This window comes from Curtobacterium sp. MCBA15_007 (genome assembly GCF_001864905.1).
GTDB classification, from domain to species: domain Bacteria; phylum Actinomycetota; class Actinomycetes; order Actinomycetales; family Microbacteriaceae; genus Curtobacterium; species Curtobacterium poinsettiae.
On the sequence record NZ_MJGM01000087.1, the window covers coordinates 65841 to 91785 of the forward strand.

The 25945-nt window shown below is 70.7% G+C and carries 20 protein-coding genes and 2 tRNA genes; 11 read left to right on the top strand and 11 right to left on the bottom strand.

What is annotated here, in order from left to right; translation table 11 throughout:
• Positions 1-6 precede the first annotated feature (6 nt).
• Positions 7-3033 carry a glycoside hydrolase family 38 C-terminal domain-containing protein gene (locus tag BIU95_RS16580; protein WP_071252273.1) on the top strand — a complete coding sequence of 1009 codons (3027 nt, stop codon included), beginning with the start codon at positions 7-9 and terminating at the stop codon, positions 3031-3033.
• Positions 3034-3118: 85 nt separating this feature from the next.
• The gene (locus BIU95_RS16585) at positions 3119-4090 is read left to right on the top strand and encodes an endo-beta-N-acetylglucosaminidase H (protein ID WP_071252275.1); all 972 of its coding nucleotides are present in this window, start codon (positions 3119-3121) and stop codon (positions 4088-4090) included.
• A 408-nt stretch (positions 4091-4498) separates the two neighbouring features.
• Here BIU95_RS16585 and BIU95_RS16590 read toward each other — a convergent pair.
• A tRNA-Gly gene (locus tag BIU95_RS16590) sits at positions 4499-4569 on the bottom strand.
• 54 nt (positions 4570-4623) lie between these two features.
• Here BIU95_RS16590 and BIU95_RS16595 point away from each other — a divergent pair.
• The 5 genes from BIU95_RS16595 to BIU95_RS16615 all read left to right on the top strand — a co-directional run bounded on the left by BIU95_RS16595 (position 4624) and on the right by BIU95_RS16615 (position 7914).
• Complete coding sequence (locus BIU95_RS16595; protein ID WP_071252277.1) at positions 4624-4899, top strand: hypothetical protein; 276 nt, start codon at positions 4624-4626, stop codon at positions 4897-4899.
• A 94-nt stretch (positions 4900-4993) separates the two neighbouring features.
• Positions 4994-5070, top strand: a tRNA-Pro gene (locus tag BIU95_RS16600).
• A gap of 53 nt (positions 5071-5123) precedes the next feature.
• Positions 5124-6431 (top strand): trigger factor, encoded by a 1308-nt coding sequence (gene tig / locus BIU95_RS16605; RefSeq protein WP_017886005.1) that lies wholly within the window; start codon positions 5124-5126, stop codon positions 6429-6431.
• A 167-nt stretch (positions 6432-6598) separates the two neighbouring features.
• Positions 6599-7228: an ATP-dependent Clp protease proteolytic subunit gene (locus BIU95_RS16610; protein WP_035807635.1), complete on the top strand. Its 630-nt coding sequence runs from the start codon at positions 6599-6601 to the stop codon at positions 7226-7228.
• 26 nt (positions 7229-7254) lie between these two features.
• The gene (locus BIU95_RS16615) at positions 7255-7914 is read left to right on the top strand and encodes an ATP-dependent Clp protease proteolytic subunit (protein WP_031259232.1); all 660 of its coding nucleotides are present in this window, start codon (positions 7255-7257) and stop codon (positions 7912-7914) included.
• Between the two features lie 80 nt (positions 7915-7994).
• Here BIU95_RS16615 and BIU95_RS18865 read toward each other — a convergent pair whose 3' ends face one another.
• Positions 7995-8603, bottom strand: a complete 609-nt coding sequence (locus BIU95_RS18865) for a copper resistance CopC family protein (RefSeq protein WP_071252279.1) — start codon at positions 8601-8603, stop codon at positions 7995-7997.
• 50 nt (positions 8604-8653) lie between these two features.
• Complete coding sequence (locus tag BIU95_RS16625) at positions 8654-9388, bottom strand: YcnI family protein (RefSeq protein WP_071252281.1); 735 nt, start codon at positions 9386-9388, stop codon at positions 8654-8656.
• A 236-nt stretch (positions 9389-9624) separates the two neighbouring features.
• On the opposite strand from BIU95_RS16625, the gene clpX reads away from it, so the two are divergent.
• A complete protein-coding gene (gene clpX, locus BIU95_RS16630; RefSeq protein ID WP_017886000.1) occupies positions 9625-10905 on the top strand; it encodes an ATP-dependent Clp protease ATP-binding subunit ClpX in 1281 nt (426 codons plus the stop codon).
• A 204-nt stretch (positions 10906-11109) separates the two neighbouring features.
• Here clpX and BIU95_RS16635 read toward each other — a convergent pair whose 3' ends face one another.
• Entirely contained in the window at positions 11110-13134 is a 2025-nt protein-coding gene (locus BIU95_RS16635; RefSeq protein ID WP_071252282.1) for a M3 family metallopeptidase, read from the bottom strand.
• 100 nt (positions 13135-13234) lie between these two features.
• On the bottom strand, positions 13235-13816 hold the full coding sequence (locus tag BIU95_RS16640) for a TetR/AcrR family transcriptional regulator (RefSeq protein WP_071252285.1): 582 nt from the start codon (positions 13814-13816) through the stop codon (positions 13235-13237).
• Between the two features lie 120 nt (positions 13817-13936).
• Between BIU95_RS16640 and BIU95_RS16645 the strand changes: the two genes are divergently transcribed.
• Complete coding sequence (locus tag BIU95_RS16645; RefSeq protein WP_071252287.1) at positions 13937-14776, top strand: alpha/beta fold hydrolase; 840 nt, start codon at positions 13937-13939, stop codon at positions 14774-14776.
• A gap of 132 nt (positions 14777-14908) precedes the next feature.
• Here BIU95_RS16645 and BIU95_RS16650 read toward each other — a convergent pair whose 3' ends face one another.
• Positions 14909-15160: a hypothetical protein gene (locus BIU95_RS16650; protein ID WP_042538506.1), complete on the bottom strand. Its 252-nt coding sequence runs from the start codon at positions 15158-15160 to the stop codon at positions 14909-14911.
• Between the two features lie 64 nt (positions 15161-15224).
• Positions 15225-17819, bottom strand: coding sequence for a valine--tRNA ligase (gene valS, locus BIU95_RS16655; protein WP_071252289.1), 2595 nt, complete (start codon positions 17817-17819; stop codon positions 15225-15227).
• Between the two features lie 347 nt (positions 17820-18166).
• Between valS and proP the strand changes: the two genes are divergently transcribed.
• The gene (proP, locus tag BIU95_RS16660) at positions 18167-19672 is read left to right on the top strand and encodes a glycine betaine/L-proline transporter ProP (protein WP_254783406.1); all 1506 of its coding nucleotides are present in this window, start codon (positions 18167-18169) and stop codon (positions 19670-19672) included.
• Positions 19673-19821: 149 nt separating this feature from the next.
• Here the strand turns inward: proP and BIU95_RS16665 are convergent, their stop codons facing one another.
• From BIU95_RS16665 to BIU95_RS16680, 4 genes are read right to left on the bottom strand one after another with little or no spacing between them, the layout of a single operon-like run.
• Positions 19822-21579 (bottom strand): ABC transporter ATP-binding protein, encoded by a 1758-nt coding sequence (locus BIU95_RS16665; RefSeq protein WP_071252292.1) that lies wholly within the window; start codon positions 21577-21579, stop codon positions 19822-19824.
• On the bottom strand, positions 21576-22475 hold the full coding sequence (locus BIU95_RS19200; RefSeq protein WP_083389432.1) for an ABC transporter permease: 900 nt from the start codon (positions 22473-22475) through the stop codon (positions 21576-21578). Before BIU95_RS19200 ends, BIU95_RS16665 begins: the two co-directional genes overlap by 4 nt.
• The gene (locus BIU95_RS16675) at positions 22472-23467 is read right to left on the bottom strand and encodes an ABC transporter permease (protein ID WP_071252294.1); all 996 of its coding nucleotides are present in this window, start codon (positions 23465-23467) and stop codon (positions 22472-22474) included. Before BIU95_RS16675 ends, BIU95_RS19200 begins: the two co-directional genes overlap by 4 nt.
• Before the next feature lie 5 nt (positions 23468-23472).
• Positions 23473-25092, bottom strand: coding sequence for an ABC transporter substrate-binding protein (locus tag BIU95_RS16680; protein ID WP_071252296.1), 1620 nt, complete (start codon positions 25090-25092; stop codon positions 23473-23475).
• Positions 25093-25124: 32 nt separating this feature from the next.
• Between BIU95_RS16680 and BIU95_RS16685 the strand changes: the two genes are divergently transcribed.
• On the top strand, positions 25125-25724 hold the full coding sequence (locus BIU95_RS16685; RefSeq protein ID WP_017885989.1) for a TetR family transcriptional regulator: 600 nt from the start codon (positions 25125-25127) through the stop codon (positions 25722-25724).
• The last annotated feature ends 221 nt before the right edge of the window (positions 25725-25945 follow it).

Genomic DNA, 25945 nt, shown 5'->3' on the forward strand with positions numbered 1-25945 from the left:
GGCCCCATGCACGACGACATCCCCCTCACCACCGGACGAGCCCGACGGGTGCTCGACGAGCGGATCACCCCCGCGGTGCACGCCACGGCGACGCCGCTCGACGTCGCCTGGCACGAGCTCCCCGGTGAGCCGATCGCCCCCGCCGAGGGACCCGCGCTCACGTTCGAGCCCTACGAGGTCGGCACCCCGTGGGGCGCGGCCTGGGGCACGACGTGGTTCCGGCTGACCGGGACCGTGCCGACCGAGTGGGCCGGGCGCCGGGTGGAGGCCGTGATCGACCTCGGCTTCGACAAGAACATGCCCGGGTTCCAGTGCGAGGGGCTCGTGTACCTGGCCGACGGCACCCCCGTGAAGTCGATCAACCCGCGCAACCAGTGGGTCCTGGTCACCGAACGGGCCGAGGGTGGCGAGACCGTCGAACTGTTCGTCGAGGCCGCGTCGAACCCCGTCCTGCTCGACTACCACCCCTTCCTGCCGACGCAGGAGGGCGACGTGCAGACCTCGTCCTCGAAGCGCCTCTACGCCACCCGCCGGATCGAGCTCGCCGTCTTCGAGTCCGAGGTGCACGAACTCGCCCTCGACATCGACGTCCTGCTCGAACTGCAGGCCGAGCTGCCCGCCGGACCCCGACGCATGCGGATCCTGCAGGCCCTCGACGACGCCCTCGACGCGCTCGACCTGCAGCACATCCCGGAGACCGCGTCCGACGCCCGCGCGGCGCTCGCCGACGTGCTCGCCGCTCCCGCCGAGGCCTCGGCGCACACCATCTCCGCCGTCGGGCACGCCCACATCGACTCAGCCTGGCTCTGGCCCGTGCGCGAGACCATCCGCAAGGTCGCCCGCACCACGTCGACCATGACCGAGCTCATCGACCAGACCGACGACTTCCTGTACGGCATGTCGAGCGCGCAGCAGTACGCGTGGATCAAGGAGCACCGCCCCGAGGTCTACGCCCGCGTCAAGGCTGCGGTCGAGGCCGGCCGGTTCCTGCCGATCGGCGGCATGTGGGTCGAGTCCGACACCGTGATGCCGACCGGCGAGAGCATCGTCCGCCAGTTCTCGCAGGGCCAGCGGTTCTTCGAGCGCGAGTTCGGCATCCGACCCAAGGGCGTCTGGCTGCCGGACAGCTTCGGGTACTCGCCGGCGCTGCCGCAGCTCATGCGCCGCGCGGGCTTCGAGTGGTTCTTCACGCAGAAGATCTCGTGGAACCAGGTGAACAAGTTCCCGCACCACACGTTCCTGTGGGAGGGCATCGACGGGTCACGGGTGTTCTCGCACTTCCCGTCGATGGACACCTACAACTCGCGGCTGTCCGGCAGCGAGGTCGCGAAGGCCTCCCGCCAGTTCCGTGAGAACCGGCTCGCCACCGGCTCGATCGCCCCCGTCGGCTGGGGCGACGGCGGTGGTGGCACCACCCGCGAGATGACCGGCACCGCCGCACGGTTGGCCGACCTCGAGGGCAGCGCGAAGGTCCGCTGGGAGCACCCCGACACGTTCTTCGACCGGGCGAAGTCCGAGCTGCCCGACCCGCCCGTGTGGGTGGGGGAGTTGTACCTCGAGCTGCACCGCGCCACACTGACCAGCCAGCACGGCACGAAGCAGGGCAACCGCCGGTGCGAGCAGCTGCTCATCGAGGCCGAGCTCTGGGCCGCGACCGCAGCCGCCCGCACCGACTTCACCTACCCGTACGACGAACTCGATGCCCTGTGGCAGCAGGTCCTGCTCCAGCAGTTCCACGACATCCTGCCGGGCACCTCGATCGCATGGGTGCACCGCGAAGCGGTCGAGCGCTACGCCGAAACGGCCGCGGCGCTGACCGCGATCATCGACCGGGCGCTCTCGGCGCTCGCCGGCGCCGGGGACGCGGCCGTCGTCGTGAACCCGGCCCCGTTCCTCCAGGCCGGTGCGCCCGCGCAGGGCGCCGTCGTGGCGACCGACGTGGCGGCGGCGACCGCCGTGTCCCTGACCGAGCAGGACGGCGGGTACGTGCTGGTGAACGACCTGGTGCGGGTCGTCGTCGACGCGCAGGGGCTCGTGACGAGCGCCGTCGACCTGGCGAGCGGGCGCGAGGCGATCGCGGCCGGCCAGGCGGCGAACCTGCTGCAGCTGCACCAGGACTTCCCGAACATGTGGGACGCATGGGACGTCGACCGGTACTACCGCAACCGCGTCGAGGACCTCGTGTCGACCACCGGGCTGACCGCGTCGGTCGACGAGTCCGGGATCGCACGGGTCGTCGTGTCCCGGGCGTTCGGTGACTCGACGGTGACGCAGGAGATCGTCCTGGCGCCGGGGTCCCGCACCCTGGAGTTCGATCAGGTGACCGACTGGCACGAGACCGAGAAGTTCCTCAAGGTGGCGTTCCCGCTCGACGTCCGCGCCGAGCACACCGTCGCCGAGACGCAGTTCGGTGCGCAGAAGCGGGTGACGCACACGAACACCTCGTGGGAGGCCGCCAAGTTCGAGACCTCGATGCACCGCTACGTGCTCGTGTCCGAACCGGGCTTCGGGGTCGCGCTCGTGAACGACTCGATCCACGGCTTCGACACCACGCGCGACGCCGTCGACGGGCACGTCACCACCACCGTGCGGCTGTCGCTGCTGCGGGCACCCCGGTTCCCGGACCCCGAGACCGACCAGGGCGTGCAGACGCACCGCTACGGCATCGTCATCGGCACCGACCAGCTCGGCGCCACGTCGGCCGGCGTGCGGATGAACGCGGGCGCGCGGACGATCACCGGGGCGCACGGCTTCGACCCGCTGGTGCAGGTCTCCGGCGACGTCGTGCTGTCGAGCGTCAAGCTCGCCGACGACCGGTCCGGTGACCTGGTCGTGCGCGTCTACGAGCCGTCCGGGCAGCGGGGGACCGGGGGCATCGCGGTGTCCGAGGCCGACGGGGCTGCGTTCGGGCCGGCTGCCGAGGTGACGCTGCTCGAAGAGCCGCTTGCCTCGGGCGCGGCGGTCGACGCTTCCTCGTTCGCCGTCGACGCCTACGAGGTCCGCACCTTCCGGTTCCCGCGCACGCGCGCCTGAGACTCCGCCGCCGGGACTTCGGGTGTCCCGGCGGCGGCCCCCGGTCGGCGACCGCCGACCGGTTCGTCACTCGCTGAGGAGTGTCATGAAGCAGTCCACCAAGTTCAGCATCGCGACCGCACTGGTCGCCATGCTCGCGGCACCACTGGTGCCCGCCGCAGCATCCGCGGCGCCCTCCTCGTCCGGATCGAGCCACGGGCACGGCCACGGTGCGTCCCACGGCGGCGGCCACGGTCACGGTCACGGGCACCACACTGCGCCCACCAAGCCGGGGCCGACGAGCATCGCCTACGTCGAGGTGAACAACGACGAGCTCGCCAACGTCGGCCGGTACACGCTGGAGAACGGCGCGAACGCGTTCGACGTGGCGATCATCTTCGCCGCGAACATCAACTACGAGGACGGCAAGGCGGTCCTGTACAACAACGAGAACGTGCAGCGGACCCTCGACCAGGCCGCCACGCAGATCCGACCGCTGCAGGCCAAGGGCATCAAGGTCACGCTCTCGGTGCTCGGCAACCACCAGGGCGCCGGACTGGCGAACTTCCCGACGAAGGCCGCGGCACGGGACTTCGCAGCGCAGGTCTCGGCGACGGTGAAGAAGTACGGACTCGACGGCGTCGACCTGGACGACGAGTACTCGGACTACGGCGTGAACGGCACCCCGCAGCCGAACCAGCAGTCCATCGGCTGGCTCATCAGCGCCCTGCGTGCGGACATGCCGGGCAAGATCATCTCGTTCTACGACATCGGCCCGTCGTCCGACGCCCTGAAGACCGCGAGCCCGTCGATCGGCAAGCAGCTCGACTACGCCTGGAACCCGTACTACGGCACCTACACGGCGCCGACGATCCCGGGCCTGCCGAAGTCGAAGCTGTCCGCCGCCGCGGTCGACATCCAGAACACCCCGCAGGCCACCGCGGTGTCGCTCGCACAGCGCACGAAGGCCGACGGGTACGGCGTCTTCATGACGTACAACCTGCCGGGAGGCGACGAGTCCGCGTACGTCTCCTCCTTCACCAAGGTGCTCTACGGACAGGACGCGTCGTACCGCTGACGCGTCGTACCGCTGACGCGTCCGCCGTCCGGGTCCCGCTGTTCCGGGGGAGGCCCCAGTTCGTCCTCGCCCGTGACGGTTCCGGTTCGCTGACCTCGGGGATCGTGAACCGGAACCGTCATCCACCGAGAACGAACCCCGGCCCGGCGCGCTCGACGCCGCGGCCGTACGATGCTGTTCCCACGATGCCCACCCACGTGATGATCGGTACCCGACGACGGGTACGTGGCGCGCGCTGGCTTGTGGTCTGGCGGGTTCTGGATGGTGGCGAGATGCACGGTGCGCACGTGTCCACACCGTGCGGAGTTGATCGCTCGGTGCGCCGGAACGACATCGCACAGAACGACCCACCGCGCACGGGCCGAACAACACCGCACCGTGCGGCGACGGCAGGAAGGGGACGAAGAGAGGGGATGACGGGAATCGAACCCGCGTAGCCAGTTTGGAAGACTGGGGCTCTACCATTGAGCTACATCCCCGCGCCTGCGCACCAGGCGCAGCCCGACCATCGTAGCGGACGAACGAGCACCGACATGCCGACGCGCGTCATCCCGAAGCCGGACGCCGGCGCCGAACGCACGATCCGCCGGTCGCGGGTGGTCTCGTACGTGCTGGTGCTCCTCGCCGCCGCGGTCCTGTCCCTGCGCCCCGACCTGTTCGGCGACCCGCAGTCGCAGCCCGCGCACGCACTGCTGCACGTCTGGCGGATCGTCGTCGGGCTGCTGCTCGCGGTGGCCGCCCTGGGGGTCCAGGTGGTCGTCGGGATCCGGTGGCGGCGGGGTCTCCGACGCGCCGCGGAGGACGACTGAGCAACCCCCGGGAACAGTGCGCCGTCGGACCGCTAGACTCACCGGGGTCGCATGCGCCCCTCGGTGTGTGCGGCTGATCCCTGGCACGAACCAACGGGGCGTAGCTCAGCTTGGTAGAGCGCCCGCTTTGGGAGCGGGAGGTCGCAGGTTCAAATCCTGTCGCCCCGACCAGGTCCTCCGAGCACCACCGACCACACGAACGTCAACCAACAGGAGAACATCCCTTGGCCACCAGCACCGTCGACAAGGTGAGCGACACCCGCGTCAAGCTCACCGTGAACGTGACGCCGGACGATCTCAAGCCGAGCATCGACCACGCCTACAAGCACATCGCCGAGCAGATCAACATCCCCGGCTTCCGCAAGGGCAAGGTCCCGCCCGCGATCGTCGACCAGCGTGTCGGCCGCGGCGAGGTCCTGAACCACGCCGTCGGTGACGCCATCGACAACTTCTACCGCCAGGCGGTCGAAGAGCAGGAGCTGCGCATCCTCGGCCGTGCCGAGGCCGACGTCGCCGAGCTGCCGAACGTCGCGGACTTCACCGGCGACCTCGTCCTCACCTTCGAGGTCGACGTCCGCCCCGAGTTCGACCTGCCGGACTACTCCTCGTACGAGCTCACCGTCGACGCCGTCGAGGTGTCGGACGACGAGATCGAAGAGGAGCTGCAGAACCTGCGCACCCGCTTCGGCACGCTCGTGACGGTGGACCGTCCGGCGAAGACCGGCGACTTCGCGCAGATCGACCTCACCGCCAGCATCGGCGACGACGAGGTCGACTCGGCCACCGGCGTCTCCTACGAGATCGGCTCCGGCGACCTGCTCGAGGGCATCGACGAGGCGCTCGAGTCCCTGACCGCCGGCGAGTCGACGAACTTCGAGTCGAAGCTCGTCGGTGGCGACCGCGAGGGCGAGACCGCCCAGATCGCCGTCACCGTCACCGCCGTCAAGGAGCGCGAGCTCCCCGAGGCCGACGACGAGTTCGCCCAGATCGCCAGCCAGTTCGACACCATCGACGAGCTCAAGGCGGACCTGAAGGAGCAGATCGCGAAGTCCAAGACCTTCGGTCAGGGCGCCGCGGCTCGCGACAAGCTCGTCGAGAAGCTCACCGAGGACGTCAACATCCCGATCTCGGAGCAGCTCATCGCCGACGAGGTGCACCGTCACCTCGAGCAGGAGAACCGCCTCGAGGACGAGGAGCACCGCAAGGAGGTCTCCGAGTCCAGCGAGACCGCCTTCCGCTCGCAGATCCTCCTCGACGCGATCGCCGAGAAGGAAGAGATCCAGGTCTCGCAGGAGGAACTGACCCAGTACCTCATCCAGGCCGCCGCGCAGTACGGCATGGAGCCGGCCGAGTTCATCAAGGTCATCGACCAGAACGGCCAGATCCCCGGCATGGTCGGCGAGGTCGCCCGCTCGAAGGCGGTCGCGACCGTCCTGTCCAAGGTGACCGTCAAGGACACCAACGGCGACGCCGTCGACCTGTCCGCCTTCACGGCGGGCGTCGCGCAGGAGCCGGCAGGGGACGCCGAGTAACGATCTCGACGCCACCAGTACGACAGACGGGAGGCGCGGTGCCAGCTGGCACCGCGCCTCCCGTCCGTATTTCCGCACCACCGCATTGCTGTCGGCGAACAGACGAGAACTGGTGCGTTGCACCCGATAAGTTCGACAACAAGCGACAACTGAACGGGAGCTTTTCCATGGCCGAAGCAACACTGAACCCCAGTGTTTTTGACCGCCTTCTGAGAGACCGGATCGTGTGGCTCGGCTCCGAGGTCCGCGACGACAACTCGAACGAGATCGCAGCCAAGCTGCTGCTGCTCGCCGCCGAGGACCCTGAGAAGGACATCTACCTCTACATCAACTCGCCCGGTGGTTCGATCACCGCCGGCATGGCGATCTACGACACGATGCAGTTCGTCCCGAACGACATCGTCACCGTGGGCATCGGCCTCGCCGCGTCGATGGGACAGTTCCTGCTGTCCTCCGGCACGCCCGGCAAGCGCTACATCACGCCGAACGCGCGCGTGCTGCTCCACCAGCCGTCCGGCGGCTTCGGCGGCACCGCTGCCGACATCCAGACGCAGGCCAAGGTCATCCTCGACATGAAGCAGCGCATGGCGGAGCTCACGGCCGAGCAGACCGGCAAGTCGGTCGAGCAGATCCTCAAGGACAACGACCGCGACAACTGGTTCACGGCCCAGGAAGCGCTCGAGTACGGCTTCGTCGACCACCTCCGCGCCTCGAGCGCCGAGGTCATCGGCGGTGGTGGCACCGTCGGCGACGGCGAGACGCCCACCAGCGCAGCCGAGCCCGACGCCCAGTCCTGATCACCACCGAAGAAAAGGAAACGAGAATGCATCTCCCCATGCTCGGTGGCGCGCAGAACGTCCCGGCTCCGTCCAATCGGTACATCCTGCCGAGCTTCGAAGAGCGCACGGCCTACGGCTACAAGCGCCAGGACCCGTACGCCAAGCTCTTCGAGGACCGCATCGTGTTCCTCGGCGTGCAGGTCGACGACGCGTCGGCTGACGACGTCATGGCCCAGCTGCTCGTGCTCGAGTCGATGGACCCCGACCGCGACATCGTGATGTACATCAACTCGCCCGGTGGCTCGTTCACCGCGATGACGGCGATCTACGACACGATGCAGTACATCCGTCCGCAGATCCAGACGGTCTGCCTCGGCCAGGCTGCCTCGGCTGCGTCGGTGCTGCTCGCCGGTGGCACCCCCGGCAAGCGCCTCGCGCTGCCGAACGCCCGTGTGCTGATCCACCAGCCCGCGACCCAGCAGGGTGGCGGTCAGGCGTCCGACATCGAGATCCAGGCGGCGGAGATCCTCCGCATGCGCACCTGGCTCGAGGAGACGCTGTCGAAGCACTCCAACAAGACGCCGGCGGAGATCAACCACGACATCGAGCGCGACAAGATCATGTCCGCGCAGGAAGCCGTGGAGTACGGCCTGATCGACCAGGTCCTCACCAGCCGCAAGAACCTGCCGGCGCTCGTCAAGTAGCTCCAGCAGGAACGACGAAGGCCCCGCACCGATCGGAGCGGGGCCTTCGTCGTGCGACGGGGCTGGTCGTTGCGTCGTGTCTAGTCGTCGGTGTCGTCGGACTCCGGGGCCGGCTTGCGGCGCAGGAGCAGCAACACCGCGACGACCACGCCGACGAGCACGATGCCACCGGCGCCGATCCAGATCGCGTCGGACGCCGCCGAGTCGCTCGACCCCGAGGCCGTACCGGTCGTGGTGTCCGATCCGCCGTCGTCGTCACCCGCGGTGGCGCAGGTCGGGGGTTTCGCCGCGCCCGGTGCCGGGGTGAAGCCCGACGGTGCCTTCCACGTGAAGGGGTACTCGTCGGACACGGTGTGGCCGTCGGCGGAGACGATCTGCCACTCGACGGTGTACTTGCCGGAGTCGCCGAGTGCGGCGGCCGTGGTCATCGACGGCCCCTCGACGTCGACGCAGCCGTCCTCGTAGTACCGGCCGTCGGGCCCGACGATGCGGAACGCGAAGCCCGACCCCGATCCGCCGATGTCGAGCAGCTTGTCGTTCGTCGTGATGTCGAAGTCCTCGGGCAGCTCGGTGAGCGTGCCGCGGACCTCCGGGTCGGACGAGATCAGGTAGTTGTGCGCGCTGGCGGGACCGGCGAGCCCGAGGACCGCACCACCGGCGATCGCGACGGCCGCGGCGGTCCCGGCCACGAGCCTCCGGGCAGAGGACCGCTGGCGGGACCGACGCGGGCCGCGCTGCGTCACTTGGTGGAGCTCCGACGACGCGTGCCGGCGACGGCGACGACCAGGGCGACGGCGCCGAGCACCAGGCCGCCGAGGCCGAGGAAGCGACCGATCAGGTCGGGGTCGCTCGAGGCGGTCGTGCTGGCAGCCTCGGTCGTCGGGGTCGCGGCGATCGGGTCGCCGTCGTCGTCCGTCGGCTCGGCGGCGGTCAGGGTGATCGAGGGCGCCGGGTGCTCGGGCTCGGCTTCGCCGGCCTGCTGCTCCTGGTTCCACTCGACGCTGCCCTTCTCGCAGGTCTGGATCGCGGGGAACTCGACCAGGTCGCCGGCCTTGCCGTCCGGCAGCGAGAACGAGAGCGCGAAGGTGTCGCGCTCGTCGGCGGGCAGCGGGGTCTTCGCGGTGTACGTGACGCTCGTGACGCGCTCGGCGGCCGTCTCGGCGTGGTCCTCGTCGGAGGCCGAAGCCGAGGCCGACGGGTCGGTGTAGGGCTCGGTCGCCTTCGTGATCTTCCAGTTCGGGTTCACGGTGGGCGTGACCTCGATGACGGACTCCGGCACCTGGAACTCGATCTTCGTGGTGGGGGAGCCGTCGCAGCCGTGCGGGACCGAGAAGGTCGCCGTGGTGTACGAGTCCGCGGCGGTCGACGTCGCCGTCGCGGACACGTGCGCGCTGGCCGCCGTGGCACTGCCGAGGACGATGACGGCTGCGACGCCGAGGGTGACGGCGCCGCCGGCGGCGAGACGCTTCTGCATGGGGTTCCTTCCGGGGTGGTTCTGCGCGTGTTGTTCTACAAGTTGTAGAGAAGTCCGGATCACCGTAGCAGGCTCGCACGCCCTGGGCGAACGCGCTGCGCGATTGCGGAGGGGCATCGCGGTCGGTGTCACCGGTTGCGGTTAGGCTCGTGTCCACGACGAGGTGCCCACCAGCAGCGGTGCACCAGCGGTGGTGCGACAGCGCGGCCGGCATGTCCAATCAGGGAGGCACGGGAATGGCACGCATCGGAGAGAGCGGCGATCTCCTCAAGTGCTCGTTCTGCGGCAAGAGCCAGAAGCAGGTCCAGCAGCTCATCGCCGGACCGGGCGTCTACATCTGCGACGAGTGCGTCGAGCTCTGCAACGAGATCATCGAGGAACGTCTGGCCGAAGCCGGCGAGGACACCTCGAGCGGGGACTTCGAACTGCCCAAGCCGCGGGAGATCTTCGACTTCCTGCAGGAGTACGTCATCGGACAGGACCCGGCGAAGCGCGCCCTCGCCGTGGCCGTCTACAACCACTACAAGCGCATCCGCGCGCAGGGACAGATCACCGCCGCCGAAGACCGCGACGACATCGAGATCGCCAAGTCGAACATCCTGCTCATCGGCCCGACCGGCTGTGGCAAGACGTACCTGGCGCAGACCCTGGCCAAGCGCCTCAACGTGCCGTTCGCCGTCGCCGACGCCACCGCCCTGACCGAGGCCGGCTACGTCGGTGAAGACGTCGAGAACATCCTCCTCAAGCTGATCCAGGCCGCCGACTACGACGTGAAGCGTGCCGAGACCGGCATCATCTACATCGACGAGGTCGACAAGATCGCCCGCAAGGCCGAGAACCCGTCGATCACCCGCGACGTCTCCGGCGAAGGCGTGCAGCAGGCGCTGCTCAAGATCCTCGAGGGGACGGTCGCCTCGGTCCCGCCGCAGGGCGGTCGCAAGCACCCGCACCAGGAGTTCATCCAGATCGACACGACGAACGTGCTGTTCATCGTGGCCGGTGCCTTCGCCGGGCTCGAGGACATCGTGTCCTCGCGCGTCGGCAAGCGCGGGATCGGCTTCGGAGCGCCCCTGCACAGTGCGACCGACCACCAGGACCTGTACTCCGAGGTCCTGCCGGAAGACCTGCACAAGTTCGGCCTGATCCCCGAGTTCATCGGTCGTCTTCCCGTCGTCACCACGGTGTCGCAGCTCGACCAGGCGGCGCTCATGCAGATCCTGACCGAGCCGAAGAACGCGCTGGTCAAGCAGTACCAGCGGATGTTCCAGATCGACGGCGTCGAGCTCGAGTTCGACCAGGGCGCGCTCGAGGCCATCGCGGACCTCGCGGTGCTGCGCCAGACGGGTGCTCGCGGGCTCCGCGCGATCCTCGAAGAGGTCCTCGGCCCGGTGATGTTCGACGTCCCGTCCGACGACGACGTCGCCCGCGTGGTCATCACCCGCGAGTCCGTGCTCGAGAACGCCGCCCCGACGATCGTGCCGCGGCCCCGGGCCAAGCGCGTCGAGAAGTCGGCGTAGCGCTCCGTTCGCAACGAAGCCCCGCACCGGATCGGTGCGGGGCTTCGTCGTGGTCTGCCGGTCGGCGCGGCCCGCGGATCGACGTCTGGTGCTTCCCATGACGGCTGCGACGGAAAGCGAGATCGGGCGTACCTGGTCGGGAGTTCCGACCGGGTACGCCCGATTCGTCGCGGTACGCCCGGAAGCGCCCGGTCCCGCAGCGCCCTACTCGAGCCCGCGGCGCCGCAGCAGCGGGCCGACCTCGGCGTCGCGGCCGCGGAAGTCCCGGTACGCCTCGAGCGGGTCCTTCGCGCCGCCGACCCCGAGCAGTCGTTCCGCGAAGCGTCGACCGGCCGCACGGTCCAGCCCGCCGTTGTCGCGGAACCACTCCACCGTGTCGGCGTCGAGCACCTCGGACCAGATGTACCCGTAGTAGCCGGCGTCGTACCCACCCGAGAACGTGTGGGCGAAGTACGTCGAGGAGTACCGCGGTGGCACGGCCTCGACGGCGATGCCGGCGGCTGCCAAGGCGTCCCGCTCGAACGCCTCGACGTCCGTCACCGCGGCCGCCTCGGCAGCCGACAGTCGGTGCCACGCCTGGTCGAGCAGTGCGGCGGCCAGGTACTCGGTCGTGCCGAATCCCTCGTTGAACCCCTCGGACTCGCTGAGCCCCAGGACCAGCTCGGGCGGCAGGGGAGCCCCGGTCTCGTGGTGCTTCGCGTAGTTCGCCAGCACCGACGGCCACGACACCCACATCTCGTTCACCTGGCTCGGGAACTCGACGAAGTCCCGCTCGACGTTGGTGCCGGAGAACCGCGGGTAGGTGGTGCGGGCGATGAGGCCGTGCAGGGCGTGCCCGAACTCGTGGAAGAGCGTCTGCACCTCGTCCTGGATGAGCAGCGTGGGGGAGCCGGCAGCGGGCTTCGCGACGTTGAGGTTGTTCACCACGACGGGCAGGGTGCCGAGGAGCTCGGACTGCTCGACGACCGGGTTCATCCACGCGCCGCCGCGCTTGCCATCGCGTGTGTACAGGTCGAGCAGGTACAGGCCGACGGGCTCGTCGTCGTCGCCGGTGACCTCGAAGACCCGGACCTCGTCGTTGTAGCCGTGCAGGTCCGGGCGCTCCGTGAAGGTCAGGCCGTACAGGGCGCCGGCGGCGTGGAAGACGCCGTCGTGCAGGACCCGGTCCGCCTCGAAGTACGGGCGGAGTGCGGTGCTGTCCGCGGCGAACTGCTCCCCGCGCAGGATCTCGGTCGCGTACGCCCAGTCCCACGACTCGACGTCGAAGCCGACCGTGCGGGAACGGACGGCCCGTTCGTCGTCGGCGTTCCGGGCGGCGGCACCGACGAGCGAGGACAGCAGGCCGTCGACGGCCTCGGGGGTCTTGGCGGTCTCGTCGGCGGTGACGACGGCGGCGTGGTTCGGGAACCCGAGCAGCTCGGCGCGTTCGGCACGGAGCCGGACGATCCGGAGCAGCACGTCGCGGTTGTCGTACTGGTTGCCCCGACGACCGCGGGCGAGTGAGGCCCGCATGATCCGCTCGCGCAGGGCACGGTTCGCCAGCGACGACAGCCACGGGTGTCCGGTGTACAGCGGCAGCGTGATGAGCCAGCCGTCCAGGCCACGGTCGGCGGCGGCTCCGGCAGCGGCGGACTTCGCGCCGTCGTCGAGCCCCTCGAGCTCGTCCTCGCTCGTCACGTGCACGGCGGAGTCGTTGGTGTCCTCGAGCAGGTTCCGCTCGAAGGTCGTCGTGAGGGTTGAGAGTTCCTGGTTGATCGCGGTCAGACGCTCCTTGCCCGCGTCGTCGAGCCCGGCGCCCGCCAGGGTCATCTCGGCGTGGGTCCGCTCGACCAGGCGGAGCGCTTCGCCCTCCAGACCCGCGGCGGAAGCGCCGTCGAGCACCTCCTGCACCCGGGCGTACAGGCGTGCGTCGAGCGTGATCGCGTCGCGGTGGGCGGCGAGGAGCGGTGAGATCTCGGCCTCGAGGTCGTGCAGCTCCGGGGTCGAGTCGGCCGACGACAGCGTGAAGAACACGTGGCTGACGCGGGCCAGCAGCTGCCCGGACCGCTCGAGTGCGATCAGGGTGTTCTCGACCGTCGGGGCGTGGGGGTCGGTGGCGATGGCCTCGACCTCGGCGCGCTGCTCGGCCATGCCGGCTTCGAACGCCGGTCGGTAGTGCTCGAGTCGCACGTCGCCGAAGGGCGGCAGGGCGTAGGGGAGGGTGCTCGGGACGTCGAACGGGGTTGCCATGGCAACCACCCTACGGACGTCGCGCCGCAACGGGGCGGACGGGAGGCCCGTGGCGGGCTGGCCCCGTGCCTCCCGTCCGCCGTGTCGGTGCGGTCGCGTGTCAGCGCATCGCGGCGTCGATCAGGGTCACCGCGGCGCGGCGCGCGTGCGCGGCGGGCACCGTGGTGCCCGCGATGGCGGCGGTGGTCTGCGCGCCCTCGGCGAGCAGCGCGAGCTGGGCGGCGAGTTCCTCGGCGTGCTCGGGGTCGGCGACGACCTCGGTGGTGAGCTGCTGCACGAACCGCTGGAACGAGTCCTTGTGCTCGCGCGCGATCTCGGCGACCGCGGGCGAGGTCGCGCCGAGTTCACCGAAGGCGTTGATGAACCCGCAGCCGCGGAAGGTGTCGTCGCCGAACCACGACTCCAGGAAGTCGTAGACCGCGAGCAGCTTGTCGCGCGGGCTGGCGGCGGCCTCGACCGCACCGTGCACGCCCTGCTCCCACATGTCGTGCCGACCGGCGAGCACCGCGGCGATGAGCTGCTCCTTGCCGGGGAACGCCGCGTAGAGCTTCTTCAGCGAGACGCCTGCGCCCGTGCGGATCTCGTCCATCCCCACCGACTGGATCCCGCGCGTGTAGAACAGCTCGTCGGCGACCTCGACGATGTGCGCTCGGACGTCCGGTTCGACGGCGCTGGCGGCCATGTGTACCCCATTCCCTGAGTGTTCACCGTTCTCGAGTTGCGGCGGGAACGGGCGTTCTCTACTGTAGTCCACATCGGCAGAGAACGATCGTTCTCTGCGAAGTTCAGGGAAGGAACGACCATGGGTGCCATCACCGTCGGAACCGAGAACAGCGTCGACATCGAGCTCCACTACGAGGACAAGGGCCAGGGGCAGCCGATCGTGCTGATCCACGGCTTCCCCCTCGACGGCAACTCGTGGGAGGGGCAGGTCCCGATGCTCCTCGAGGCCGGCTACCGCGTCATCACGTACGACCGCCGTGGCTTCGGCCAGTCCTCGCAGCCGTCCACCGGCTACGACTACGACACCTTCGCCGACGACCTGCACACCGTCCTCGAGACCCTCGACCTGCGCGACGTGATCCTGGTCGGCTTCTCGATGGGCACCGGCGAGATCGCCCGCTACATCGGCCGACACGGTGAGGACCGGATCGCCAAGGTCGCGTTCCTCGCCTCGCTCGAGCCGTTCCTCGCCATCACCGACGACAACCCCGACGGCGCCGGCCCGATGTCGTTCTTCGAGGGCATCGCCGCCGACGTGACGAAGGACCGCTACGCCTACTTCACGAACTTCTACCAGGACTTCTTCAACCTGTCGGAGAACCTCGGCACCCGCATCTCCGAGGAGCAGGTGCGGAACGCCTGGAACGTCGCGGCCGGTTCCGGTTCGATCGCGTCCGCGGCGGCACCCCTGACCTGGCCGACCGACTTCCGCCAGGACATCCCGAAGGTCACCGTCCCCGCCCTGATCGTGCACGGCACGTCGGACAACATCCTCCCGATCGACGCCACCGGCCGACGCTTCACGAAGGCCCTGCCCGCTGCGGAGTACGTCGAGATCGAGGGCGCCCCGCACGGCCTGCTCACCACGCACACCGCCGAGGTGAACGAGGTCCTCGCCACCTGGCTCGCCGAGTCCTGATCCCTCGGCGATCACGCGGGCGCTCCCCGGTGGGGGCGCCCGCATCGTGAGCAGAAATGGTCGGGTCCCCGGTGGGGACCCGACCATTTCCGCTCACCAAGCGAACCGCGGGCCGCGCAGCACGCGGCCGCGCTAGTCCTCTTCGCCCGCGTCGTCGGGGTTCGTGACCTGGGCGTGCCCGGCGTCGTCGAGGTGGATCGAGGTGCCGTCGTCGAGCTCGACGATCGGCTTGCCCTCCAGGAACGTCAGGGTCCACCCCCACGTCGCCGTGTCGACGGACTCCGCCGCCAGCTCGTCCTCGACGCCCCGCACGGCGACGACCATCGCCTCGGGCAGTCGCGCAGGCGGCTCCCCACCCACGTTCCAGCGTGTGCCCAACTGCATCCGTGCTCCTGTCCGGTGGTGGACGGGCCGGGTCGCCGAGGCGACCCGACCCGGATGACCGACGTTACGCCTGCTGCTCCGCGAGCTCGATCTCGGTGACGGCGAGCTCGTCGCCGTCGACGAACGACAGGTTCTCGATGCGGCCGACGGCCGCCAGGTCGACCGCCGCGCGCTCGATGAGCATCCGCGTCTCGGCCGGTGCCGCGACGACGGCACGCGTCACGGGCGTCTTCTGGGACGCCTTCGCTGCCGTCTTCGCACCGCGGATCCCGATGAGCGCCTGTCCGACGGCCGCGAGCAGCCCGGTGGGGGCCGCGTCGGTGGGCAGGTCGGCAGCGGTCGGCCAGGAGGCCCGGTGCACGCTGGTGTCGTGGGTCCAGGCCCACACCTCTTCCGTCGCGTACGGCAGGAACGGTGCCAGCAGTCGGAGCAGCACGTCGATGGCGCCGCGCAGCGCCAGCACCGCGCTCGCCTGCGTCTCGTGCGTCGCGTCGGACGCGGTGCCGTAGGCGCGCTCCTTCACGAGCTCGAGGTAGTCGTCGCAGAACGTCCAGAAGAAGCGCTCGGTGATCTCGAGGGCACGGGCGTGGTCGAACCCGTCGAACGCGGCGGTGGCCTGCTCGACGACCGCGCCGAGCTCGGCGAGCATGTCGACGTCGAGGGCCTCGGTGACGCTCGTGGCGCCCTCGGGCAGCGGGAAGCCGTAGACGAACTTCGCCGCGTTGAGCACCTTGATCGCCAGACGACGACCGACCTTGATCTGCTTCGGGTTCTGCGGGTCGAACGCCGCGTCGGTGCCGAGCTTGGACGAGGCCGCCCAGTAGCGGACCGCGTCGGCACCGTGCTGCTCGAGGATGGACAGCGGCGTGACGACGTTGCCCTTCGACTTCGACATCTTCTTGCGGTCGGGGTCGACGATGAAGCCGGAGATGCTGGCGTGCTTCCACGGCACCACGTCGGCCTCGAGCTGGCTGCGGAGCACGGTCGTGAACAGCCACGTCCGGATGATGTCCTGCGCCTGCGGGCGGACGTCGTACGGGTACACCAGGTCGTAGAGCGCCGGGTCGGTCTCCCACTTGCCCGCGAGCTGCGGGGTCAGCGACGAGGTCGCCCAGGTGTCCATGACGTCGAGCTCACCCTGGAACCCGCCGGCGACGCCGCGCTGGTCCTCGGTGAAGCCGGGGGCGGGCTCGGAGGCCGGGTCGACGGGCAGCTGCGCCTCGGTCGGCACGATCGGCTGGTCGAACACCGGGTTCCCGTCGGCGTCGAGCGGGTACCAGACCGGCAGCGGCACGCCGAAGAAGCGCTGGCGCGAGATGAGCCAGTCACCGGACAGGCCACCGACCCAGTTGTCGTAGCGGACGCGCATGAAGTCCGGGTGGAACGCGATCTCCTCGCCGCGCTGGCGGAGCGTGCTCTTCAGCTGCTCGTCGCGCGCACCGTTGACGATGTACCACTGGCGGGTCGACACGATCTCGAGGGGCTTGTCGCCCTTCTCGAAGAACTTCACCGGGTGCTGGATGGTCTTGACGTCACCGATCAGCTCGCCCGACTCGGTGAGCGCGTCGACGACGACCTTCTTGGCCGAGAACACGGTCTTGCCGGCCATCTCGGCGTAGAGCTCCTGGCCCTTCGCGGACTCGATCCAGGCGGGCTCGTCGGAGCGCACGCGGCCGTCGAAGCCGATGATCGCGCGGTTCGGCAGCTGCAGCTCGCGCCACCACACGACGTCGGTGGTGTCACCGAAGGTGCAGACCATCGCGATGCCGGCGCCCTTGTCCTTCTGCGCCAGGTGGTGTGCGAGCACCGGGACCTCGACGTCGAACAGGGGGGAGCGGACCGTGGTGCCGAAGAGGTCCTGGAACCGCTCGTCGTCCGGGTGTGCCACCAGGGCGACGCAGGCCGGCAGGAGCTCCGGGCGGGTGGTCTGGATGACGACGTCGTCCCCACCGTCGGTGCGGTGGAAGGCGATGCCGTGGTACGCGCCGGGCATCTCCTTGTCCTCGAGCTCGGCCTGCGCGACCGCGGTGCGGAACGTGACGTCCCACAGGGTCGGGGCGTCGGCCTGGTAGGCCTCGCCGCGCTCGAGGTTGCGCAGGAAGGCGCGCTGGGCGCTCGCTCGTGAGGTGTCGTCGATGGTGCGGTACGACTGGGTCCAGTCGACCGACAGGCCGAGCGTGCGGAAGAGCTCCTCGAACTGCTGCTCGTCCTGCACGGTCAAGCGGTCGCACAGCTCGATGAAGTTGCGGCGCGACACGGGCAGCTGGTCGGCGGCCTTCGAGGACTTGCCGTCACCGCCCTCGAACGGCGGCGTGAAGTCGGGGTCGTACGGCAGGGTCGGGTCGCAGCGGACGCCGTAGTAGTTCTGCACGCGACGCTCGGTCGGCAGGCCGTTGTCGTCCCAGCCCATCGGGTAGAAGACGTGCTTGCCGCGCATCCGCTCGAACCGGGCCTTGAGGTCGGTGTGCGTGTACGAGAACACGTGCCCGATGTGCAGCGAACCGGAGGCGGTCGGCGGCGGGGTGTCGATCGACCAGACGGCGTCGCGGTGACCGGCGGCGTCGCGGTCGAAGCGGTACGTGCCGTCCTGCTCCCAGACGGGCCCCCAGACCTGCTCCAGTCCGTCGACGCTGGGCTTCTCGGGCATGGGTTTGGTCATGGTGCGCCTTCCGTCCGTGTGTGCGGCACCGAGTCCGTGATGAGGTGCCTGAGTGTTGCGCGCCTGACGCGCGGTGCCCCAATCGTAGCGGCCGCGCACGCGTCCTGAGCCGGGCAGCGGGGCGTCCGCGGCCCGCTGCCGACCGGGACTTACCACACCGACCTGTCGGACACGCCAAGAGCCTGCTAGTCTGTCGGAGTTTGTCCGGCGAACGCAGGGTTCGCAGGAGCTGCAACGTCGCCGTCCGCCGGACGCCCGAAGGAAGCACCGCACCCCGGAGGAACGACTTGGCACCGAACAACGCACCCCAACCGCACGGCGATCGGCCGTTGCGCACGAAGGGCGCCGTGAAGCGCGCTCGTCGCGATCTCACGAAGGACGACGTCACCGTCGTCGAGGAGTCGCTGCTCAAGCGTGCCGTCGCGGCTGCCGCGCTCGGCAACGCCATGGAGTGGTTCGACTTCGGCATCTTCGCGTACCTGACGGTCACCATCTCGCAGGTGTTCCTGCCGCAGGGCGACCCGGCCGCGAACATCGTCGCCACGTTCGGCTTCTTCGCCGCCGCGTTCATCGTGCGCCCGATCGGCGGTGCCGTGTTCGGCCCGATCGGCGACAAGATCGGCCGACAGAAGGTCCTCGCGCTGACGATGATCCTGATGGCCGCCGGCACGCTCATGATCGGCCTGATCCCGTCGTACGACACGATCGGCTTCTGGGCTCCCGTCCTGCTGCTCGTCGCCCGCTTCGTGCAGGGCTTCTCGACCGGTGGTGAGTACGGCGGCGCCGCGACCTTCATCGCCGAGTACTCGCCCGACAAGCGCCGCGGGTTCATGGGCTCGTGGCTCGAGTTCGGCACGCTCGCCGGCTACGTGCTCGGCGCCTCGATCGTCACCGGCCTGCAGTTCGGCCTGTCCGAGGACGCCCTGCTCAGCTGGGGCTGGCGCATCCCGTTCATCGTCGCGGGCCCGCTCGGCCTGATCGGTCTCTACCTGCGCCTCAAGCTGGAAGAGACCCCGGCGTTCCAGAAGCAGCAGGAGCAGGCCGCCGAGCGCGAGGGGCAGAAGACCCCGTTCCTCAAGCTCTTCGCCGAGAACTGGCGCTCGCTCATCATCTGCATCGGCCTGGTCCTGGTCTTCAACGTGACCGACTACATGCTGCTCTCGTACATGCCGACCTACCTCGAGCAGAACCTCGGCCAGAACGCCACGTTCGGCCTGATCCTCATCGTCATCGTCATGCTGCTCATGATGGTCGTCATCACCTTCGGCGGTCGCCTGTCCGACAAGTTCGGGCGCCGTCCGGTGCTCGCCGCCGGCTGCATCGGCTTCATCCTGCTGTCCTGGCCGGCCCTGAAACTCGTCCAGACCGGCACCGGCGTCGGCGTGTTCGCCGGCCTGCTGATCCTCGGCGTCGTGCTCGTCACGTTCACCTCGACCATGCCGTCGACGCTGCCCGCGCTGTTCCCGACGATCATCCGCTACGGCGCCCTGGCGATCGCGTTCAACGTGTCGGTGTCGCTCTTCGGTGGGACCACCCCGCTCGCGACCGCCGCGCTCATCAACGCCGCGAAGGACGCCGGGTACGGCTGGGCCGAGGACATCCCCGCGTTCTACCTGATGCTCGCCGCCGTCATCGGCCTGATCGCGGTGTACTTCACCAAGGAGACCGCCGCGAGCCCGCTGATGGGCTCCGGTCCGACGGTCGGGTCCGAGGACGAGGTCGCCGGCGTGATCGAGGACTACAACGACCCGACGTCGGAGCTCGCGCAGTCCGACTGGGCGAAGGAGTTCTCGACGAGCGAGATCCCGATCATCTCGGCCGAGGCCGCATCGAAGGAGCCCTCCGGCTCCTGAGGACCCAGCCGCCCCGCGGCAACCCGGCCAGGAGGCCCGGCGCACGTTCCGTCTCGGAACGCGCGCCGGGCCTCCTGGCCGTTCCGAGCCGTTGGCGACGTCACGCGCGCAGTGACAGTCCGCGGGCGCGGCACCGTGTGGACCGTCGCTCAGCCCGTGGAGTCGGCCGCGGTCCCCGTGGCTGGATCCGCGGCGGGACCCGCTGCCAGCCGCTCCGCGGCGTGCAGCAGCCGCGCGGTCACCGGGTGGGCGGGGCGCGCGAAGACCTCGGCGGCGGGGCCGTGCTCGACGACCGCGCCGGCGTGCACCACGAGCACGTCGTCCGCCATCCGCCGGACCGCCCGCAGGTCGTGCGACACGAACACCATCGCCACCCCGGTCTCGTCGCGGAGCCGTTCGAGCAACCGGAGCACGGCGTGCTGCACCGTGGCGTCGAGGGCGGTCACCGGCTCGTCGAGCACGATCACCTCGGGGCTGGTCGCCAGCGCGCGGGCGATCGCGAGCCGCTGCCGTTGCCCGCCGGACAGGGTGCGGGGGGAGCGGGACCGCAGCACGGGGTCGAGGTCGACCTGTCGCAGTGCTGCGTCGACCCGTTCGCCGAGCACTCCGCGCGCCCGCCGTTCGTCACCGCGTGAGAACGCGTCCGCGAGGACCCGTTCGACGTTCCACCGTTCGTCGAACGTCGCGCCGGGGTCCTGCACGACGGCCGCGAGCCGGTGCCGTCGGGGGCGTCGCTCTCGCTCGGGCAGCGGGACCCAGGGTTCGCCGTCGAGCGTGACCGTGCCGGCGTCGGGCGTCTCGAGGCCGAGGAGCATCCGCGCCAGCGTCGTCTTGCCCGAGCCCGAGGCGCCGATCACCCCGAGCACCCGGCCCCGCTCGAGCCCGAACGACACGTCATCCACCGCGAGCAGCCCGCCGTACCCCCGCGAGAGCCCCTGCGCCGCGAGCACGTCCCTCGCACCGTGCGAGGATTCGCGCTCGGTGTCGCGGTTGCCGATCGGCGCACGGTGCGGAGTCGTGCGGTCGGTGCGAGGTCGGCCGCTCGGTGCATCGTCAGAGGACTGCACGGAGCCATCGACCTCGCACCGCCCGGCAAGATCGGCACCGTGCGGTGGCGCCGGCTCCGCCGCGGCAGCACCGGCAGCACCGGCAGCGCGCACCAGCGCCCGTGTCGCGGGGTGCTGCGGCGCCGCGAAGACCCCGGTGACCGCACCCTGCTCGACGATCCGGCCCTCGTGCACGACGGCGACCCGGTCGGCCCACCCCGCGACGAGCCCCAGGTCGTGCGTGATGACGAGCAGTCCGGCGCCCCGCCTCTGCGCTGCCCGCAACTGCTCCATCACGGTGACGGCGACCCCGGCGTCGAGCGCCGTCGTCGGTTCGTCGGCGACCAGCAGCCCGGGGGACCCGACGGTGGCCGCGGCGATGAGGGCACGCTGTCGCATCCCACCGGACAGTGTCCCGGCGAGCCGGCCGTCGGTCGCGGTGTCCGGGTCGAGGCCCACCGCGGCCAGGGCAGCACGCACGGCGTCGACGCGCTCGGCCGCACGCATCTCGGTGTGCAGGCGGAGGCTGTCGGCGACCTCGCGCCCGACGGGACGCAGCGGGTCCAACGCGCCCAGCGCCTCCTGGCCGACGTAGCCGATGCGCGATCCCCGCAGCCGGCGCCACCGCCGGTCCGTGTACCCGCCGACGTCGACACCGTCGACCGTGAACGTTTCGGCGTGCACGGCGGCGCCGGGCGCGGACAGGCCGAGCACGGCGCGTGCGGTGACGGTCTTGCCCGAGCCGGAGGCGCCGACCAGGGCGACGCACTCACCGGCGTCGACGCGCAGGTCGACACCGTGCACGATCGGGGTGCCGCCGATCGCGACGGTGAGTCCGCGGACGTCGAGGACGGCGCTCACCGCGCGGCCCCGCTCCGTCGGATCGCCCGGCCGAGCACGGTGACGGCCGTCGCGAGCACGACGATCGCGAGTCCGGGGAAGGTGCTCATCCACGGCGCGGTCTGCAGGTAGGTGCGACCGTCGGCGAGCATCGCGCCCCACTCCGGCGCGGGTGGGGGCGTGCCGACACCGAGGTAGCTCAGCGCCGATGCCCACACGACCGCCTGCCCGACCCCGAGCGTGGCGACGGCGACGACGGGCCAGAGCGCCGTCGGCAGCACGTGCCGGACGACGGTGCGCGCGGGGGAGCGGCCGAGCAGCACGGCGGTCTCGACCACCTGCGAACCGCGGGCCGTCCGGACCAGGCCCCGCACGATCCGGGCGTAGCCCGGAGCGGTCGCGAACCCGACGGCGAGCACCGCCGGCACCGGACCCGGACCGGTCACGGCGATGACGACCAGCGCGACGAGCAGCAGCGGCAGGGCGAACGCGACCTCGGTGACACGGCCGATGACGGCGTCGAGCAGACGGCCGAGCCGTCCGGCCCCGGCGCCGAGCCCGGCGACGACACCGAGCAGGACGCCCGCTCCGCCGCCGATCAGGGTGGCGACGACGCCGACGACGAGCGAGGCGCGGGTCCCCGCGACCACCCGTGCCAGGACGTCGCGGCCGGACTCGTCGGTGCCGAACGGGTGTGCGCCGCTCGGGGCGGTCAGTGCCTGGGTCGGGTGCACCGCGAGCGGATCGCCGCCGCCCAGCAGCGCTGGCGAGGCCGCCGCGACGACGGCGACCAGGACGACCACCGCCGCGGCGGTGCCGCCGACGCCGAGCGTCCCCCCACGGACGCGCTCGGTGCCGACGGCGGTCTGGTGGGCGGACGCACCGGTCTGGAGGCCCGGGTCGGCGATCCCGCTCACCGCGCGCCCGCCGGACGGCCGGGCCCACGGCGTCGCGCGGTGCCGGGGCGCGCGGTCGCGTTTCGTGCGGTGCTGCGCGGGTCGACCACACGCTCGACCAGATCGGCGACGGCCAGCACGACCACGTACGCGGCCGCCGAGACCATCGCGATGCCGGCGACGAGGGGCATGTCCCGCTGGGTGACGGCGGTGACCAGCGCGCGGCCGATGCCGGGCAGGGCGAACACGGACTCGACGACCACGGCCCCGGAGACGAGCGATCCGAAGGCCCACGCGGACAGTGCGATCCCGGGCAGGGCGGCGTGCCGGAGCAGATGCCGTCCGAACAGTCCGAGGCGGGTCTCGCCCCGGCCCCGGGCGGCGAGCGCGAAGGCCGAGCGCTGCGCGTCCACCACGCCGTCGCGCACGGTCTCGGCCAGGTACCCGGCGACCGGCACGGCCACGGTCAGCACCGGCAGCACCCAGCCGCGTGCGGTGCCGTCACTGACCGCCGGCACCCACCCCAGGGACGAGGCGAACACCACGATGAGCACGCTGCCGAGCCAGAAGTGCGGCATCACGCTCGCGGTGACGCTGAGGGCGCTGGTGAGCCCGGCGGCGATGCGGCCGCGCTGCGTCGAGGCCCACGCGGCGGCGATCGCCAGCACCCAGGCGACGACGAGCCCGGCGACCGCGAGCGTCAGCGTGACGGGCAGCTGCTGGCCGAGGAGCGTCGCGACCGGGGTGCGGAACGCGTAGGAGTCACCGAGCTGCCCGGTCGCGAGGCGGCCGAGGAACACCGCGTACTGCACCAGGACCGGCTGGTCGAGGCCGTACTCGTGGCGGACCTGGGCGACGGCCTCGGCCGAGGCCTGCGATCCCGGGCCACCGAGGATCGCGAGCGCCGGGTCACCGGGGATGAGCCGGATCGCGACGAAGACGATCGTCGCGACGGCCCAGAGCACGCCGATGCCCCCGGCGAGCCGCCGGACGGCCCACCAGACCCACCGCATCCGTGTCAGCGGTCGATCCAGGCGGTGCCGAACCAGGGCGTCGAGACCGGGGTGGTCCGGATGCCGTGCACGGCCGAGCGCACCAGGAAGTGGTTCTGCTGGTCGTACAGGGGGAGCACGGTGTCGCTCGCCAGGATCGCCTTCTGCGCCTGCTCGTACAGGTCGGCGCGCTCGTCGGCGTCCGAGGTGCGGGCGGCCTGCTCGAGCAGCCGGTCGAGCGCGGGGTCGTCGAGCTGGGCCAGGTTCGCGAAGTAGCCCGACGGTGCCGGTTCGATGCTCGCGCTGTCGTACAGGATCCGCAGGACGTCGGGGCCGACCTTCGTGTACGGGGCGCTCACGACGTCGTACTCGTTCGCGGCCAGGGCGGCGTACCAGCTGGACAGGTCGAGCTCGTCGAGCACGACCTTGAACCCGACGGCCTTCTCGGACGCCTGGATCTGCTGGAACAGGCTGCGCTCGGCCGGCACCGACTGGTTCGTCGAGACGGGGAACGTCACGGTGAGCTGCTGGCCGTCCTTCTCGCGGATGCCGTCCGAGCCGACCTTCCACCCGGCGTCGTCGAGCAGCTGCTTCGCCTTCGACGGCGAGTAGTCGAAGCGGCTCTTGTCGGAGTACGCGAGCGGCTCAGCGCTCGAGAGCACCGAGTACGAGCGCTTCGCGGTGCCGAGGAACAGCGACTGCAGGCCCGGGTCGATCTCGGCGCCGGCGATGAAGGCCTGGCGGACTGCCTGGTCGCGGAACACGCCGTGCCCGGAGTTCAGTTCGAGCCGGTTCGAGGCGCCGGGGCGGGGGGCGTCGAGGTCGCGGATCGCGCCCTTCGCCGACGCGGCCTTGAGCTGGTCGGGCTGGGCGTTGTCGATCACGTCGACCTGGCCGGACTGCAGCGCGGCGTAGCGCGAGGTCGAGTCCGGCAGGAACCGCCACGTGATGCCCGACAGGCGCGGCTTCGTCTTGCCCCAGTAGTCGGTGTTCTTCGTCAGAGTGACGCGGTCGCCGTGCTTCCAGCCGGTGACCCGGAACGGGCCGGTGCCGACGGGGGACTCACAGTTCGTCGCCTGCTTCCGTTCGAGCGCCTTCGGGGACTCCATACCGACCCAGGGCTGCGAGAGGGACTCGAGCAGCGCACTGTCCGGCCGGCTCAGCGAGAGCGTCACGGTGTGGTCGTCGGTGGCGGTCGCCTTCGTGATGGACTGCAGCGCCAGGTACCCGGTGCTCGAGGCGGTGGCCGGGTCCTGCACGTGCTCGATGTTCGCCACGACGGCGGCGGCGTCGAACGGGGTGCCGTCGGTGAAGGTGACGTCGTCGCGCAGGGTGAGCGTCAGGGTCTTCCCGTCGTCACCCGTGGTCCACTTCGTCGCGAGTTCCGGCGTCGGCTTGCCGTCCTCGAGCCCGACGAGCTCCTCGATGTACTGCGTCGCCAGGAGCGCCTGCGGGTAGTTGCCGCCGACGTGCGGGTCGAGGCAGGTCGGTTCGGCGTCACCGGAGGCGTAGGTGAGCGTGCCGCCCGCGACCGGGGTGCTGCTCCCGGTGCTCGTGCCCGGTCCGCTGCAGGCAGCCAGGACGAGCAGGACCGCCGAGGCGCCCGCGACTGCGGTGAGGGTTTTCTGTACTGAGTCCAAGATCATGGCGGACCGAGTCTAACGGTTTACTGGGGCCCATGGACGAACCGATCCGCCGCGGTGGCCGCCCCCGACGCTCGAGCGCCGAGGTCCTCGCGGACGCCGCTGCCGAGCTGTTCCTCGAGCAGGGGTACGGGCGCACCACGGTCGACCAGATCGCCGCCCGCGCCGGGGTCAGCCGCGCGACGTTCTTCAACTACTTCCCGGCGAAGGCCGACGTGATGTGGCTCGAACTCGACGCCGCCGTCGCCGGGCTGCCCGGGTACCTCGCAGCGTCCACCGAGTCGAGTGCCGTACGGGCCGTCGAACAGGCGCTCCTCGACGCCGCTCGCGCCCACGACCCCGAGCGGGTGCCGTGGGCGGTCGCGCAGGCCGAGGTCATGGGCATCGGGCCCGAGCTGGTGGCCGGCGTCGCGGTCCGGGTGACGGCGCAGCACGAGGCCGTCGCCGCCTTCGTCGCGGGCCGCACGGGGGAGCAGCCGCGAGCGCTCTGGCCGCAGACGGTGTCCGGTGCGATGCTCGGGGCCGCCGCCGCCGCGTTCGGGGTGTGGGTCACCGACGGGGTCGGGCGACGAGCGCTCGTCGAGTACGTCGCGGCGGCGCTCACACCGGTGGTCGCGGGCCTCGACGCTCGCTGACACGCCGGCGTCTTCCGCCCCCGGACACGCCGTCGTCTTCGTGCGACGCCGCCTCGTCGCCGAGACGCCGCCGATTCCGGCGGCGTCTCGAGCACATGGCGGCGTCTTGCTGACACACCGGCGTCTTCCCCCCGCGTGTGCGGCGGTGCACGCGACGGCAAGACGGACGGGAGGCCCGTGGCGGCCCGGCACCGCGCCTCCCGTCCGCCGCGCGGTCGCTC

Coding starts and splice junctions, on each gene's coding strand:
- BIU95_RS16580 (WP_071252273.1), top strand. CDS start 7: ATGCACGACGACATCCCCCTCACCACCGGACGAGCCCGACGGGTGCTC.
- BIU95_RS16585 (WP_071252275.1), top strand. CDS start 3,119: ATGAAGCAGTCCACCAAGTTCAGCATCGCGACCGCACTGGTCGCCATG.
- BIU95_RS16595 (WP_071252277.1), top strand. CDS start 4,624: ATGCCGACGCGCGTCATCCCGAAGCCGGACGCCGGCGCCGAACGCACG.
- BIU95_RS16610 (WP_035807635.1), top strand. CDS start 6,599: ATGGCCGAAGCAACACTGAACCCCAGTGTTTTTGACCGCCTTCTGAGA.
- BIU95_RS16615 (WP_031259232.1), top strand. CDS start 7,255: ATGCATCTCCCCATGCTCGGTGGCGCGCAGAACGTCCCGGCTCCGTCC.
- BIU95_RS16625 (WP_071252281.1), bottom strand. CDS start 9,388: ATGCAGAAGCGTCTCGCCGCCGGCGGCGCCGTCACCCTCGGCGTCGCA.
- clpX (WP_017886000.1), top strand. CDS start 9,625: ATGGCACGCATCGGAGAGAGCGGCGATCTCCTCAAGTGCTCGTTCTGC.
- BIU95_RS16635 (WP_071252282.1), bottom strand. CDS start 13,134: ATGGCAACCCCGTTCGACGTCCCGAGCACCCTCCCCTACGCCCTGCCG.
- BIU95_RS16640 (WP_071252285.1), bottom strand. CDS start 13,816: ATGGCCGCCAGCGCCGTCGAACCGGACGTCCGAGCGCACATCGTCGAG.
- BIU95_RS16645 (WP_071252287.1), top strand. CDS start 13,937: ATGGGTGCCATCACCGTCGGAACCGAGAACAGCGTCGACATCGAGCTC.
- BIU95_RS16650 (WP_042538506.1), bottom strand. CDS start 15,160: ATGCAGTTGGGCACACGCTGGAACGTGGGTGGGGAGCCGCCTGCGCGA.
- valS (WP_071252289.1), bottom strand. CDS start 17,819: ATGACCAAACCCATGCCCGAGAAGCCCAGCGTCGACGGACTGGAGCAG.
- BIU95_RS16675 (WP_071252294.1), bottom strand. CDS start 23,467: ATGCGGTGGGTCTGGTGGGCCGTCCGGCGGCTCGCCGGGGGCATCGGC.
- BIU95_RS16680 (WP_071252296.1), bottom strand. CDS start 25,092: ATGATCTTGGACTCAGTACAGAAAACCCTCACCGCAGTCGCGGGCGCC.
- BIU95_RS16685 (WP_017885989.1), top strand. CDS start 25,125: ATGGACGAACCGATCCGCCGCGGTGGCCGCCCCCGACGCTCGAGCGCC.